A 14,001-nucleotide genomic window follows, 5' to 3' on the forward strand; every position below is an offset into this window, starting at 1 on the left:
AATTGAAGAAACCAATGCAGGCTGCAGCACGCTCGGCTCAAGGGCGAGGTGTTGGCAAGCTCGGATCAGTTAGTCAGACTGGTCAAATTTTGTTATAATCGGCCACTTGCGCGCCACAAAATGTGTGCCCCAGAGTGCTACACCCTCTTGCAACATCTAACCGGACGAGTTCTATGGAGCAAACCCCGCAGTCACAGCTTAAGCTTCTCGTTGCCAAAGGTAAAGAACAGGGCTACCTGACCTACGCCGAGGTAAATGATCATCTTCCTCAGGATATTGTCGACTCCGATCAGATCGAAGACATTATCCAGATGATCAACGACATGGGCATTCAGGTGGTGGAAAACGCCCCCGACGCCGATGACCTGATGATGTCGGAAACCAACACCGACGAAGACGCTGCCGAAGCCGCCGCCCAGGCGCTGGCGTCTGTTGAATCTGAAATTGGCCGTACCACCGACCCGGTGCGCATGTATATGCGTGAAATGGGTACCGTGGAGCTGCTCACCCGCGAAGGCGAAATCGACATCGCCAAGCGCATTGAAGACGGCATTAACCAGGTGCAGAGCTCGGTTTCCGAATATCCGGAAGCCATTACCTCGCTGCTGGATCAATTCGACCGCTTTGAAGCCGGCGACATCAAGCTGAGCGACATTATTTCCGGCTTTGTTGATCTGGATGAAGCCGACGACGTGGCCCCCACCGCCACTCACATTGGCTCCGAGCTGAGCGACAAGGACCTCGACGACGAAGACGACGACGAGGATGAAGACGAAGACGACGATGACGACTCCGACGGCGACAACGGCCCGGATCCGGAAGTGGCCCGGGAAAAATTCGGCCAGCTTCGCGTTCAGTACGAAGCCGTAAGAGACAGCATTGCCGCCCACGGTCGCACCTCCGCCGAGGCCGCCGAGCAGATCACCGCCCTGGCCGACCTGTTCCGTCAGTTCCGTCTGGTGCCCAAGCAGTTCGACCGTCTGGTGAACAGCATGCGCGACATGATGGAGCGAGTGCGGGTGCAGGAGCGCATCATCATGAAGCTCTGCGTTGAGCAGTGCAAGATGCCCAAGAAGACCTTCGTGCAGGCCTTTGCCCACCACGAAAGCGAGCAGGCCTGGTTTGACGCCCAGCTGGCCGCCGGCAAGACCTGGTCTGCCCGGCTGGAAGCCGTGGCCGAAGACGTGCAGCGCGCCATTGGCAAGCTCAAGGTGGTGGAAGAGGAAACCGGCCTCACCATCTCCCAGATCAAGGACATCAACCGCCGCATGAGCATTGGTGAGGCCAAGGCCCGCCGTGCCAAGAAGGAAATGGTGGAAGCCAACCTGCGTCTGGTTATCTCCATTGCCAAGAAATACACCAACCGCGGCCTGCAGTTCCTGGATCTGATCCAGGAGGGCAACATCGGCCTGATGAAGGCGGTAGACAAGTTCGAATATCGCCGAGGCTACAAGTTCTCGACCTACGCCACCTGGTGGATCCGTCAGGCCATCACCCGCTCTATTGCGGATCAGGCCCGTACCATTCGTATTCCGGTGCACATGATCGAGACCATCAACAAGCTCAACCGAATTTCCCGCCAGATGCTGCAGGAAATGGGCCGCGAGCCCACCCCGGAAGAGCTGGCGCACCGCATGGCCATGCCGGAAGACAAGATCCGCAAGGTGCTGAAAATCGCCAAGGAGCCGATCTCGATGGAAACCCCCATCGGTGACGACGAAGACTCCCATCTGGGCGATTTTATCGAGGACACCACCCTGTCGCTGCCGGCGGACTCCGCCACCAGCGAGAGCCTGCGTAACGCCACCAAGGACGTGCTGGCCGGCCTGACCGCCCGGGAAGCCAAGGTACTGCGCATGCGCTTTGGTATCGACATGAACACCGACCACACCCTTGAGGAAGTGGGCAAGCAGTTCGACGTTACCCGTGAGCGTATTCGCCAGATTGAAGCCAAGGCCCTGCGCAAACTGCGCCACCCCAGCCGCTCCGAAGTGCTGCGCAGCTTCCTCGACGAGTAAGCACAACCGCAACACAAGATTTAAAGGGCGCTTCGGCGCCCTTTTTCTTTGCCCTCCGCTCAAGTCGGGCAAAGGAATTGCTTCTCCGACACGCCGTGAACACCTCCCTGTGGGATCCGCTGCGGCATCCCTGCCGCAGCGGGTACGGTGAAGCAGCTCCCTTTGCCCACCTCTCTAATATCAGCATGCCTACCCCTCCAACCGCTTAAAAATCAAGCGCCTAAGCTTTCACACCGGCTGGACAGGCCCCCACCCGTTCCCCTATAATCAGCGCACTTTTGGCCCCTTAGCTCAGTTGGTTAGAGCACACGACTCATAATCGTTAGGTCCCCAGTTCAAGTCTGGGAGGGGCCACCATACAGACACAGCAAAAAGCCAGTAGCATCAATGCGCTGGCTTTTTTGTGCCGCCACTATGCTTCTGGCTCCTGAGCGCTCCCTGACTAAACAGCTTTCCGGCATTCAACCACTCGCCCTCAGAAACGCTATGCTCCCCCGCACAGGAACAGCCCATCATCGATCAGGGCCAGCTTATCACGCAGATTTTTCAGCATGACGTCCCGGCTTTGCCGGCCCTGCAGGCCGTTCAGTAACGTCATGAAGTAACAGTCCATCAACAGGTCGGCCGCAGCCCGGTTGTAACGGCTGCGGGAAAACAGGGTACATTTAAAGGCTTCCAGCTCGGCCTCCAGATCATGCCACTGCCAGATAAGCTCCCTGAACAGCTCGCGGCTGAACTCTCCTTGCTCAAGGTAAAAATGGTAGAGGTATGCCGCATAGTGCTGCAGCCTTTCTTTGGGATTGTGCTCCGTATCGGTTTCACCTGCATAAGCCAGGGTTTCATCCAGCTTGCTCTGTAAACCTGCTTTTAATAAGTCCAGTTTGGAGGGAAAGTGCGCAAACACGGTACCTGTCGCGACCTTCGCGGCAACGGCAATCTGCCGGGTACTGGTCTGCGCATACCCCTGGCCGGCAAAGAGCTGCCAGGCTGCTGCCAGGATCTGTGCACGGGTTTTCTGCTTCTTGTCCATCTTTCCTGTCGTCCTGCCTTTAGCGAATGGCACGATTCTAGTTGAAAATTGAGCGCGCTCAAAATATATTAATGAGCGCGCTCAATTTTTAAGGTGAGAATGATGAAATCTCTCTGTATTCGTGTACTTGGCTACGTCCTGTTTCTGCCATTTCTGTTCTTTTACAGCTACATCCTCGGGCCCGTGTTAAAAGTCATACTGGTCCCGGGTGGGCTGGCATTACTGTTCCTGATTCTGGGCTGGCGGGATGGGGTGAAGCCTTTTCTGCATCTCTGCCTGAAACCCGGACAGAAAAAAGAGTCCAAGTCCGTTTAAGACACAAGGGGCAGTGCAGAGAGTCATGCCGATGAAGAGCAAGGTATTGTTAAACGCAGGAGGAATGGCCAGTCTGCTCGCCGCCCTGTTACATCTGTCTGTTATTGCCGGTGGCCCGGACTGGTATCGTTTTTTCGGCGCGGGCGAACAAATGGCAAAACTGGCCGAGCAGAGCAGCTGGTATCCGGCATTACTCACCCTGATGATCAGCTCGCTCCTGGCCGCTGCCGCCATGTATGCTTTCTCGGGATCGGGGTTAATTGCCCGTTTACCCTGGCAACGCCCGGTGCTTTGCATCATTACCGGTGTTTACCTGTTTCGCGCCGTCTACGGTGTGTTATTCCTGCTGATAGCTGGTCGCTTTCCGCTATTACAACAGGCCACGGAAAGACCGGTATTTATGCTGGCCAGTTCACTGATCTGCCTGGCAATTTTTCTGGGAGTAAGAAGTCATTGGCATCGTTTGAGCTAATTGCAAAGCCATATAAACGATAAACGTGGGCAGGTCAGACAACCAGCCCACGTTACAGTGCTTATTGCATCAATCAGTCAATACGGTCTTCAAACACGCTGAGCGACTGGACCTTGGCATCGTCAACCTCGACTCCCAGCCCCGGGTTATCAGATAGCTCAATGTGTGTTTCGTTACCTGGCATAACGGCAACATCATCTGAAATCATCGCCGGGCCAACCATGTCATTGGCCACGATATTGCAATGCGCCATTGCCAGGTGAGCTCCCGCCAGAGTAGCCACACTCGACTCCACCATAGAGCCAATCTGACAAGGAATGTCTGCGGCCAGGCCAAGCTCGGCCATGGTACGGGCCGCATGCAGGCCTGCGGATTTCATCAGCTTGATATTCACCAGATCCGCCGCATTCAGCCTGATCACCTCGAGCATATCGCGTACGCCATGAATGGGCTCATCGGCCATGATCAATGCGTCGGTGGCGCCGGTGATCCGTGCCAGGGCTTCCAGATTTTCAATGGAGACCGGTTGCTCAAACCAGTCAACCCGATAAGGAGCCGCCTGACGGATCACCTGTAATGCCTGTTTGGCGCTCCATCCCTGATTGGCGTCCACCCTCAGCTTCACATTCGGCTTCATCGCCTCACGCACTTTCGCAATACGTTCAATATCCAGCTCCGGAGCATCACCCAGTTTTATCTTGATTGAGCTATAGCCTCGCTTGCAGGCATCCTGCGCCTGGCGCGCCATTTCTTCCGGATCCAGCATACTGATCACACAAGGCAGCTCAATACGGGTATGGTGACGGCCGCCCAGTAATGTGTAGAGCGGAACGTTACACTGCCTGGCCAGCAAGTCATGCAAGGCAATATCCAGTGCGGCTTTGGCTGAGGGGTTATGACGTATTCGGGTTTCAGCAACACGATGGAAATAACCGATGCTGTCTACCGGTTTTCCGATAAGCAGAGGAGCCAGCTCCCTGGCAATGATCTGCCGGGCCGACTGCCAGGTTTCACCCGACACATGCTGGTCAACAACGGCTTCTCCCCAGCCAACTTGTCCTGAGCTTGACTCAACCTTCACCAGAATGCTTTCAATATCTTCATAGGTATCGTAAGCAATCTTGAATGGCTGTTTGAGAGGCAGACGAATACCATAAACAGTGATTTGTTTAATTTTCATAGAAATATGTCCTTCAAGACCAGGAAATATAGTAAGCAAGGGTAACCATACTGATCGCAAGCGCCAGCTGTATCAGAAAAAGTGGCAGAATCCATTGAATCCATTTCCCCCAAGACACTCCCGCTACCGATAATCCCGCCATAAAGTAACCGGAAGTCGGTGTGATGATATTGGTAATGCCATCCCCCAGCTGAAAGGCAAGCACCGCGGTCTGCCGGGTAACTCCCACCAGGTCGGCGAGTGGCACCATCAAAGGCATGGTCAGCGCAGCCTGTCCGCTACCGGACGGCACCAGGCAATTAAGCACCAGCTGGACAAGAAACATACCGACAGCCGTCAGTACAGGAGGCATGCTCCCAATCACCTGCTCCAGCTGATAAAGAATGGTATCCAGTATATTGCCGTCCTTAAGTACAATAAGAATACCGAAGGCAAACCCCACCACCAGGGCGCCCATGGCAATTTCCTTAAGTCCGTTCACAAAATGCTCGGCGATTTCGTTCGGGCTCATCCGGGCAAATATCCCAACGGCCATGCCCATCATCAGGAAGACAGCGGATATCTCACCGATATACCAGCCATGACGTATCACGCCATATGCAATCAGCAGGATAGAGCCAGAAAACGCCGTCAGAATGAAACGGTCGGCGGTGCCGAGCGGAGCGAGATCGGATATTTCTTTATTCAGCTCAGCCGCAGAGCCTGGTGGTGACTTCACCCTGGCTGCATATAACGTGACAAACGCGATACTGACCCCGACAAATACAAACCAGTAGGCAACCCGCAAACCAAGGCCGGAGAACATGGGTAGCTGCGCAATATCCTGAGCCACACCAACCGTAAACGGGTTCATGAATGCAGCAGAAAATCCGGCACCGGCACCAACCAGCGGCACGGCAGCGGCCACCATGGCGTTATAGCCCAGCATTTTCATTATTGGCGCAAGAATAATGATGAAGGCAATACTTTCCTCCGCCATTCCAAATGTTGCACCGCCAATGGCAAACAGCAGCATCAGTAATGGAATAAGGATAAGATCATTACCCGAGAGGCTGCGGCTAATGCTGTTAACCAGTTTTTGCAGCACCCCCGTTGCCTTAAGAACACCGAATGCGCCACCGGAGATAAAAATAAAGAAGATAATACTACTGCCTTCTTTCATTCCGCTGAAAACAGCCATAAAGGGAGTTAGCAGTGTAGCTTGCTGCCCTTCCATAACGGAGTAGCTGCCGGGCACCACCACCGTTTTACCTTGCTCTGAAATAACACGTTCATAGCTGCCCGCATCAACCAGATAGGTCATTGCAGCCGCAATACAGATAAAGGTAAACAAGACCACAAAAATATGAGGAAAGGCAAATTGCCGACGCGATGTTGCCTCAAGCGTAACAGTCCTGTCCATCTGACTCATATAGCCTCCCTGGCTTACTGGTTATTGTCGAGAAAACGTCTGGCAACATGGGAAAGAAAACGGCTTCCCTTCTCCAGAATACTGTCGTTAAAGTCGTAATCCGGCTGATGGAGCTGGGGGGCATGGCAGCCGGCTCCATTACCAATCCATGCATACACACCGGGCACCTCTTCCAGAAACGCCCCCATATCGTCTGCTCCCATGCTAATGGGATGCTCAACCAGCCCCTCAGCGCCCCATAGCTCCTCTACCACGCTGCGGGACAGCACCGTCAGGTCAGGATCATTTGCTACCGGAGGCGTTGAACGCCGGTAATCAATGGTCTGAGTGCACCCTGTTGCCAGCGCCACTCCCTGTGCAATATCGTGAATCCGTTTTTCAATGTCCTGTCTGACCTCAGGCCTGAAACTGCGGGCCGTTCCCTTCAGACTGGCAGAAGTGGGGATCACGTTACTGGCAAAGCCACTTTGCAGGCTCCCGACACTGACCACCGCAATGTCTTCAGGATTAATATTGCGGCTGACTATCTGCTGCAGAGCCGTTACAAATAGCCCGGAAGCCAGTACCGGATCCGACGAAAGGTGAGGCATGGCGCCATGACCACCTTCTGCATGAAATTCGATTTCAAAGTCATCGCTAGATGCCATATGAGGCCGACCGTGTATCACAAAACGACCCGCTTCCACCCCGGGCCAGTTATGCAACCCAAACATGGCATCAACCGGGAAACGTGCCAGCAAGCCGTCCTCAAGCATCGCAGGGGCCCCGGTACCCAATTCTTCGGCGGGTTGGAAGATAAGTACAACACGGCCAGATGCCGGCCTGTTCTTTAGCAGAGACATCGCCGCCCCTATCAACATCGCCGCATGACCGTCATGGCCGCATGCATGCATCACTCCCTGATGCTCGGAAGCATGTCCGGTCACATTCGTCTCGGCGATCGGCAACGCATCCATGTCTGCTCTCAAACCAACACTGGCACCGGCGGTCAAACCATGGATAACGCCGACCACACCATGGCCACCAATGTTTTGGTAGATTTCATCCACGCCAATAGCACGTAACATGCAGACGATTCGTTCTGCCGTCTGCTGCTCGGCACCAGACAACTCCGGAAAGCGGTGCAACTCTTGTCGAAAAGCAATTATGCGCTCAATATCCTGCTTATTCATTAACCAGAACCCTCGATTTTCCGTCTTCAAAATTTCCCCAAACTACTGATTTTTTTAACAAATTCAGCGCATAAGAAGATGAAAACAACCACGGGATCTCAGCGTCCGTGAAGTTGCACTAAAAAGTGTTTTTCAGCATATTCAACGAATCAAAGGTGGAACAATACTTCTTCTCTATAGAGTCATGCCTTTCTGGTATGTCATGCAGGTCGCAGCACGTTATGGATATAAAGAAACTGAGGTACTTTTTGTCGGTCGTTAACGAAGGCTCTATCACCTCTGCGGCCAAAAAAATCCCTATCGCCCAGCCGGCCCTGACTCGTCAGATACGACTGCTGGAAGAAAGCCTGAACACCAGGTTACTGGACCGGAACTACAAAGGTGTCGCCTTAACGGCGGCAGGGGAGTTTCTGTATGAAAGCGCACGCCGGCTGGTGGATGAGTTCGACAGTATCATCATGCAGACCAAGGAAATTGCAGACGAAAACACCGAGAGTCTCGCCATTGGTATTACCACCATTCATCCCTACATACCCGGAATATCAGGACTGATCAGCAGGTTTCGCGCCCAGAACCCGAACATCAAGCTGTCACTTGAATCCATGCTGTCTGGCCCTCAGACCTCCGCCATTCTCGAAGGCCGCATAGACGCCGGTATATTATTTATGGAAGATGAGGATGAATCATTATTTGATACATTTACCATCAGTACCTATCCCATGGCCGTGATCAGCAGCCGTTATGCAGGCCTGCTGGTAACCCCTCCCAACTCGTTACATGATCTCGACGGTCTGCCCTTTATCCGCTTCAAGCGGACCTCTACTCCGGGCAGCTACGACCGTATAGACCAGCATTTTCGCGATGCCGGGATCACCCCCAATGTTATTCAGGAATGTCACGATGACATCACCATTCGCAGCCTGGTCGCGACAGGAATGGGATACGCCATCATGCCCGGCATACTCGCTGCTGGTGATGACAACCTGATTGCCTATCAACTGGATGATCTCGATATTGACTCATCACTGAAGCTGGCATGGCGTAAAGGAAGCACATCCGAAGAAGTTGAAACACTGTTGGCCATTGCCAAAAGTGAGTCAATCGCGGGCCCAGTTTCCTAGAGCAAGGAACAACAAGAACGGCAAGCCATCGGCCGGAGCGGAAACGAACCATATTAAAAACGACGGCTCTTTCAGCGCCGGTGGTCCCCAAACATGCGGACAGCCCCAAAATACATCGAAGAAAACGAGGAAGAATGGTAGCCATATAACCCCATATCCCTATCAGGCTATGCCCACCACCCAGGAGCCAGACAACATGTTTAGTGGTTTAAGCGCGTTTCCCCTTACCCCCATGAATGCGAAAGGACCGGACGAAGCGGCATTTGTGTGCCTGATTGAGCGCCTGGCCGAGGCAAAGGTGGACTCTATCGGTGCCCTGGGTTCCACCGGCAGCTATGCCTATCTGAACCGGGCCGAGCGGGCGAGAGTCGCCCGACTGGCGGTACAGCATGCCGGCCAGGTACCGGTGATGGTGGGCATAGGCGCGACGAGCACCCGAGAAGTGCTGCGCCTTGCCGAAGATGCCCAGCTGGCCGGTGCCAGTGCATTGTTGCTGGCACCTGTGTCCTATCAGCCATTGACCAGTGAAGAAGTGTACGAGCTGTATAGCAGCGTGAGTCACGAACTGTCGGTGCCGCTCTGTGTCTATGACAATCCCCGAACCACTCATTTTGAATTCAGTGACGAGCTGCATGGCCGTATCGCACGCTTGCCCGGCGTCGCTTCCATCAAAATTCCCGGTGTTCCCGCCGAACCAGAGGCCGCAAGGGAGCGAGTGGCACGTCTGCGTAAGCTGATACCGTCCCATGTATCCATCGGCATCAGCGGAGATCCCTGGGCTGCGACCGGCCTTAACGCCGGCTGTGAAATCTGGTATTCGGTGCTGGGAGGCCTCTTTCCCCAAGCCGCCCTTGCACTGACCAGGGCGGCGCAGCGGGGTGATGCCGCACTGGCCGAACAGCTATCAAGGCAACTGGCTCCGCTCTGGGCCATGTACAACCAGCATGGTAGCGCGCGAGTCACGGCTGCCGCAGCGGAATTGCTGGGGTATGTGAACGCTCCTTGCTTGCCGGCTCCTCTTCAAGCACTGAATAACACTGAGCGGACGACACTGGCCTCCTTGCTGACTAAGCTGGCGTTGTAACTGTCCTTTGCCCATGGTCATCGAGCATAAAAGGGCCAGGCCTTCAGTAAGGTTTAAATGAAAGACATTCCCCCTTGGCCTGTTCCGTCAATATATTGAATACTGTTCACTATGCCGATCAGAGAAGCCCGCACCATGACCGAAGCCCACGCCGAGCTGGTTGAGTTTATTCATCAATACCCTCGCCTGCTGGTGCTGACCGGTGCCGGCATCAGCACCGATTCGGGTATTCCCGACTACCGGGATCAACAGGGCCAGTGGAAGCGTCAGCAGCCGGTGCAGCACCCGGACTTTATGCGCTGCGAACACACCCGCAAGCGCTACTGGGGCCGCAGCCTGGTGGGCTGGCCGGTGATGCGCGACGCCCTGCCCAACCCGGCCCACAATGCCCTGGCACAACTGGAGCAACTGGGGCATGTCAGCCTGCTGGTCACTCAGAACGTCGACGGCCTGCACCAGCGCGCCGGCAGTCACCGAGTGGTTGACTTGCACGGCCGCTCCGATCGAGTGGTGTGCATGAGCTGCGACTACCGCTGCAGCCGGAACGACACCCACCGGCGCAGCGCCGAACTGAATCCGGACTTCACCCATTACACCGCCGCCACGGCGCCGGATGGCGATGCCGATCTGGAAGTGGACTTTAGCCGTTTTCGTATTCCCGAGTGCCACCGCTGTGGCGGCATTCTCAAGCCCGACGTGGTGTTCTTTGGCGACAATGTGCCCAAACAGCGTGTGGTGAATGCCCTGGACGCCCTTGAAGCTGCCGACGGTCTGCTGGTGATCGGCTCGTCGCTGATGGTCTATTCCGGCTTTCGCTTCTGCCGCAAGGCGCAGGAATGGAACAAGCCCATAGCAGCCCTCACGCTGGGTAAAACCCGCGCCGATGCGCTGCTCAGCCTCAAGCTGAATGCGTCCATCACCCCGCTGCTGCAGGCGGCATTGCACGGGCTGAATGCGCAATAACTCGCCTTTCTAAAAGCCGGTTCAAACCATTACGACAACGAGCTTGCCATTCCCCTTGGCCCATTCGGTATAATTTTCGGACGTGACCTCATGCGATCAGGCATGCACCTGACGCTCACGATGAAAAGTAAGTGTGACTATCAAACACGTCACCTCAGCCAGGAATGCGACGTACGACAAGGGAACGGTCTCAATATAGATACCCGCAGCGCGAAAAAGGTTCGCTGCCATGAGGAGGATGAATGACCACAAGACTGTTCGTTTACGGCACCCTGGGGCCGGGCAGGCCCAATGAGCATGTGCTGACCGCCATTGGCGGCTCCTGGGAAACCGCCACCATCACGGGAACGCTACGCCAGGAAGGCTGGGGGGCTGCCATGGGTTACCCCGGTATAGACCTGGATGACAACGGCGAGAAGATTGAAGGCTTTGTCTTTAGCTCGCAAAATTTGTCCGAGCACTGGGCCGCCCTGGATGAATTTGAAGGTGAGGGTTACGAGCGGGTCTTGACCAAGGTCACGCTGACGAATGGCAGCACGGTGGAAGCATACGTTTATACCTTGAGCAAAGCCTGACCGCTTTCTGAAGAACAACTCCCCGCGATTGCGGTTATCGCCGACCAGGGCCACCTGGCGGTTAGCATTGTCCTGATAAAAAGAGACATGGCGATCACCATGATTGCCATCACTCCGGTCGAACAAGTCATCACCTTGGTTAATGGGGTGACATTTTCATCAAGACAGCCCAAGCAATAAGGAATACGCCCTATTAGGCTCCAGCCCAGCCCGGTGTGTCTAAGCCCAAGACTATTGTAGAATCAGCGCCAGCCCTTCACTCCCAAGGAGCCGCCATGTCGCTCGTGCTGCTGCTTATTCAGCAGATGTCCCTGTACCTGGTCATTGTCTATCTGGTCAGCAAGACCCCCCTGTTCAGGCTGCTGACCGAACCCTCGACCCGGCTGCCCCATAAAGTCTTTATTTATCTGGTCTTTTCCGGCTTTTGCATCATGGCCACCTACTTTGGGGAGCAGACCCATGGCGCCATTGCCAATACTCGGGCCATGGGTGCGGTGCTGGGCGGCCTGCTGGGCGGCCCGGTTACCGGTACCCTGGTGGGCCTGACCGGGGGCCTGCACCGTTACAGCCTGGGCGGCTTTACCGATATGGCCTGCGCCGTGTCCACCACCCTGGAAGGCCTCTCCGCCGGCCTGGTCAGCCTTTACCTGCGTCGCACCGGCAGAAGCGAGCTGATCTTCAATCCGCTGCGGGTATGCCTGCTTACCCTGTTTGCCGAGCTGATGCAGATGGCCATTATTCTGCTGCTGGCCCGGCCCTTTGATGACGCCCTTGAACTGGTGCTGCAGATTGCACCGTCCATGCTGCTGGTCAACTCGGTGGGCGCGGCCCTGTTCATGAGCATGGTGCGCGATCAGAAAGCCATGCTCGACAAACAGTCCTCCGCCTTTTCCACCAAGGCGCTGAAAATCGCCGAGCGCAGCGTGGGTCTGCTCAGCAAGGGCTTTAATGAAGAAACCAGCGCCCAGGTGGCGCGCATTCTGATAGAAGAAACCCGGGTCGGCGCCGTGGCCATTACCGACAGGGAGAAACTGCTGGCCTTTATCGGCATCGGCGCCGATCACCATCTGCCCGGCGCCCCCATCTCTTCGCAAATGACCCTGGATGCAATTCAGCAAAACAAGGTCATGTTTGCCGACGGCGTGGATGTGCCCTACTCCTGCTCCATGTCACCCCACTGCCGCCTCGGCTCCAGCCTGGTGATTCCGCTGCGCAGTGACAACGAGGTGGTGGGCGCCATCAAGCTCTATGAGCCCAAGAACAAGCTGTTTCTCAATATCAACCGCACCCTGGGAGAAGGCATTGCCCGGCTGCTGTCCAGCCAGATCCTGTTTGGCCGATTTCTGGAGCAACGCAGCCTGCTCACCCAAACCGAACTCAAGTTGTTGCAGGCCCAGGTCAATCCGCATTTTCTGTTCAACGCCCTGGGCACCATAGGCGCCATTACTCGGCGAGATGCGAACAAGGCACGCCAGCTGTTGCAGCACCTCAGCCAGTTTCTGCGCATCAACCTCAAACGCACCACCGGCCTGGTCACCCTGGGAGACGAGCTGGAACACATTGATGCCTACCTGACCATTGAAAAGGCCCGCTTTGTCGACAAGTTGCAAGTGGAGCTGAATATTCCCGAGGCATTACACGGTTTGCGAGTGCCGGCCTTTACCCTGCAGCCCATTATCGAAAACGCGGTCAAACACGGCACCTCCCACCTGCTGGACACCGGTCATATTCGCGTCACCGCCACCCGTCAGGGCACCACCCTGCATCTGGAGGTCACCGACAACGCCGGGCTGTATCGGCCCGCAAAAGAGTCGGACGGCCTGGGCATGAACCTGGTGCACAAGCGCATTCAGAACCTGTTCGGGCCCGACTACGGCCTGAATGTCAGCTGCGAGCCCGGTGAACAGACCCGGGTTGACATTAGCCTGCCGATTACGGAGTCCTCACCATGATCACCTGCCTGATTGTTGACGACGAGCCCTTTGCCCGGGAGGAGCTGGCGGCCCAGCTGGCCGATGCCCCCGATATCGAGATTGTGGGCCAGTGCGGCAATGCCATTGAAGCCATGCAGGCCATCGGCAAGCTTCGGCCGCAACTGGTGTTTCTGGATATTCAGATGCCCCGCATCACCGGCATGGAGCTGCTCGCCATGCTGGATCCCGACACCATGCCCAGGGTGGTGTTCGTCACCGCCTACGACGAATTTGCGGTGCAGGCCTTTGAGCGCCACGCCTTTGACTATCTGCTCAAACCGGTGAACGAGCAGCGGCTGCAGCAAACCCTGGAAAAAGTACGCCGGGATCTGCGGCCGCAGCCGGTGGCAACGCTGGCCCCCGCCCGGCTCGAACACCTGCCCTGTTACAGCGGCCAGCGCCTCAAGGTGGTGCCGGTGCCAGAGGTGGAATACGTGTTCAGCGATATCGGCGGCGTGCACGTGGCCACCGCCGGCGAACAGGTGCACACCAACATGACCCTCAAGGTCATAGAAGAAAAAACCCCGCTGGTGCGCTGCCACCGGCAATACCTGGTCGCCCCCGGCGCCATAGCCGAAATTGAAATGCGCTCCGCCGGCGCCGAGATCCTTACCCGCACCGGCGCCCGCGTGCCGGTGTCACGGCGCTATCTCAAATCGCTGAAGCAGCTGCTGGGATTTCACTAGC

The 14,001-nt window shown here is 55.9% G+C and carries 12 protein-coding genes and 1 tRNA gene; 9 read left to right on the plus strand and 4 right to left on the minus strand.

The window, feature by feature from the left end; translation table 11 throughout:
- Nucleotides 1-134 precede the first annotated feature (134 nt).
- Both rpoD and B6S08_RS09335 read left to right on the plus strand, forming a co-directional pair.
- The gene (rpoD, locus tag B6S08_RS09330) at nucleotides 135-2,018 is read left to right on the plus strand and encodes an RNA polymerase sigma factor RpoD (RefSeq protein ID WP_281254926.1); all 1,884 of its coding nucleotides are present in this window, start codon (nucleotides 135-137) and stop codon (nucleotides 2,016-2,018) included.
- Between the two features lie 280 nt (nucleotides 2,019-2,298).
- Nucleotides 2,299-2,375: transfer RNA gene (locus B6S08_RS09335), tRNA-Ile, on the plus strand.
- 127 nt (nucleotides 2,376-2,502) lie between these two features.
- Here B6S08_RS09335 and B6S08_RS09340 read toward each other — a convergent pair.
- Nucleotides 2,503-3,048: a TetR/AcrR family transcriptional regulator gene (locus tag B6S08_RS09340; protein WP_094200435.1), complete on the minus strand. Its 546-nt coding sequence runs from the start codon at nucleotides 3,046-3,048 to the stop codon at nucleotides 2,503-2,505.
- A gap of 346 nt (nucleotides 3,049-3,394) precedes the next feature.
- Between B6S08_RS09340 and B6S08_RS09350 the strand changes: the two genes are divergently transcribed.
- Nucleotides 3,395-3,835: a hypothetical protein gene (locus B6S08_RS09350; RefSeq protein ID WP_211284183.1), complete on the plus strand. Its 441-nt coding sequence runs from the start codon at nucleotides 3,395-3,397 to the stop codon at nucleotides 3,833-3,835.
- Between the two features lie 73 nt (nucleotides 3,836-3,908).
- Here B6S08_RS09350 and B6S08_RS09355 read toward each other — a convergent pair whose 3' ends face one another.
- The 3 genes from B6S08_RS09355 to B6S08_RS09365 are packed head-to-tail and all read right to left on the minus strand — an operon-like array spanning nucleotide 3,909 to nucleotide 7,598.
- Nucleotides 3,909-5,015 carry a mandelate racemase/muconate lactonizing enzyme family protein gene (locus B6S08_RS09355; protein WP_094200438.1) on the minus strand — a complete coding sequence of 369 codons (1,107 nt, stop codon included), beginning with the start codon at nucleotides 5,013-5,015 and terminating at the stop codon, nucleotides 3,909-3,911.
- Nucleotides 5,016-5,028: 13 nt separating this feature from the next.
- The gene (locus B6S08_RS09360; protein WP_094200439.1) at nucleotides 5,029-6,426 is read right to left on the minus strand and encodes a YfcC family protein; all 1,398 of its coding nucleotides are present in this window, start codon (nucleotides 6,424-6,426) and stop codon (nucleotides 5,029-5,031) included.
- A gap of 14 nt (nucleotides 6,427-6,440) precedes the next feature.
- Nucleotides 6,441-7,598 (minus strand): M20 metallopeptidase family protein, encoded by a 1,158-nt coding sequence (locus tag B6S08_RS09365; RefSeq protein ID WP_094200440.1) that lies wholly within the window; start codon nucleotides 7,596-7,598, stop codon nucleotides 6,441-6,443.
- 221 nt (nucleotides 7,599-7,819) lie between these two features.
- Between B6S08_RS09365 and B6S08_RS09370 the strand changes: the two genes are divergently transcribed.
- The 6 genes from B6S08_RS09370 to btsR all read left to right on the plus strand — a co-directional run bounded on the left by B6S08_RS09370 (nucleotide 7,820) and on the right by btsR (nucleotide 14,000).
- Nucleotides 7,820-8,719, plus strand: a complete 900-nt coding sequence (locus tag B6S08_RS09370; RefSeq protein ID WP_169716382.1) for a LysR family transcriptional regulator — start codon at nucleotides 7,820-7,822, stop codon at nucleotides 8,717-8,719.
- A 196-nt stretch (nucleotides 8,720-8,915) separates the two neighbouring features.
- Nucleotides 8,916-9,803 carry a dihydrodipicolinate synthase family protein gene (locus B6S08_RS09375; RefSeq protein WP_094200442.1) on the plus strand — a complete coding sequence of 296 codons (888 nt, stop codon included), beginning with the start codon at nucleotides 8,916-8,918 and terminating at the stop codon, nucleotides 9,801-9,803.
- Between the two features lie 111 nt (nucleotides 9,804-9,914).
- On the plus strand, nucleotides 9,915-10,766 hold the full coding sequence (locus B6S08_RS09380) for an NAD-dependent protein deacetylase (RefSeq protein ID WP_245849837.1): 852 nt from the start codon (nucleotides 9,915-9,917) through the stop codon (nucleotides 10,764-10,766).
- Between the two features lie 242 nt (nucleotides 10,767-11,008).
- Nucleotides 11,009-11,341, plus strand: a complete 333-nt coding sequence (locus B6S08_RS09385) for a gamma-glutamylcyclotransferase family protein (RefSeq protein WP_094200443.1) — start codon at nucleotides 11,009-11,011, stop codon at nucleotides 11,339-11,341.
- A 275-nt stretch (nucleotides 11,342-11,616) separates the two neighbouring features.
- A complete protein-coding gene (locus B6S08_RS09390; RefSeq protein WP_094200444.1) occupies nucleotides 11,617-13,293 on the plus strand; it encodes a sensor histidine kinase in 1,677 nt (558 codons plus the stop codon).
- Nucleotides 13,290-14,000 carry a two-component system response regulator BtsR gene (gene btsR, locus B6S08_RS09395; protein WP_094200445.1) on the plus strand — a complete coding sequence of 237 codons (711 nt, stop codon included), beginning with the start codon at nucleotides 13,290-13,292 and terminating at the stop codon, nucleotides 13,998-14,000. Before B6S08_RS09390 ends, btsR begins: the two co-directional genes overlap by 4 nt.
- The last annotated feature ends 1 nt before the right edge of the window (nucleotide 14,001 follow it).

This window comes from Oceanimonas doudoroffii, from assembly GCF_002242685.1.
Classification (GTDB): Bacteria; Pseudomonadota; Gammaproteobacteria; order Enterobacterales; family Aeromonadaceae; genus Oceanimonas; species Oceanimonas doudoroffii.

Coding starts and splice junctions, on each gene's coding strand:
- B6S08_RS09340 (WP_094200435.1), bottom strand. CDS start 3,048: ATGGACAAGAAGCAGAAAACCCGTGCACAGATCCTGGCAGCAGCCTGG.
- B6S08_RS09350 (WP_211284183.1), top strand. CDS start 3,395: ATGAAGAGCAAGGTATTGTTAAACGCAGGAGGAATGGCCAGTCTGCTC.
- B6S08_RS09355 (WP_094200438.1), bottom strand. CDS start 5,015: ATGAAAATTAAACAAATCACTGTTTATGGTATTCGTCTGCCTCTCAAA.
- B6S08_RS09360 (WP_094200439.1), bottom strand. CDS start 6,426: ATGAGTCAGATGGACAGGACTGTTACGCTTGAGGCAACATCGCGTCGG.
- B6S08_RS09365 (WP_094200440.1), bottom strand. CDS start 7,598: ATGAATAAGCAGGATATTGAGCGCATAATTGCTTTTCGACAAGAGTTG.
- B6S08_RS09370 (WP_169716382.1), top strand. CDS start 7,820: ATGGATATAAAGAAACTGAGGTACTTTTTGTCGGTCGTTAACGAAGGC.
- B6S08_RS09375 (WP_094200442.1), top strand. CDS start 8,916: ATGTTTAGTGGTTTAAGCGCGTTTCCCCTTACCCCCATGAATGCGAAA.
- B6S08_RS09380 (WP_245849837.1), top strand. CDS start 9,915: ATGCCGATCAGAGAAGCCCGCACCATGACCGAAGCCCACGCCGAGCTG.
- B6S08_RS09385 (WP_094200443.1), top strand. CDS start 11,009: ATGACCACAAGACTGTTCGTTTACGGCACCCTGGGGCCGGGCAGGCCC.
- B6S08_RS09390 (WP_094200444.1), top strand. CDS start 11,617: ATGTCGCTCGTGCTGCTGCTTATTCAGCAGATGTCCCTGTACCTGGTC.
- btsR (WP_094200445.1), top strand. CDS start 13,290: ATGATCACCTGCCTGATTGTTGACGACGAGCCCTTTGCCCGGGAGGAG.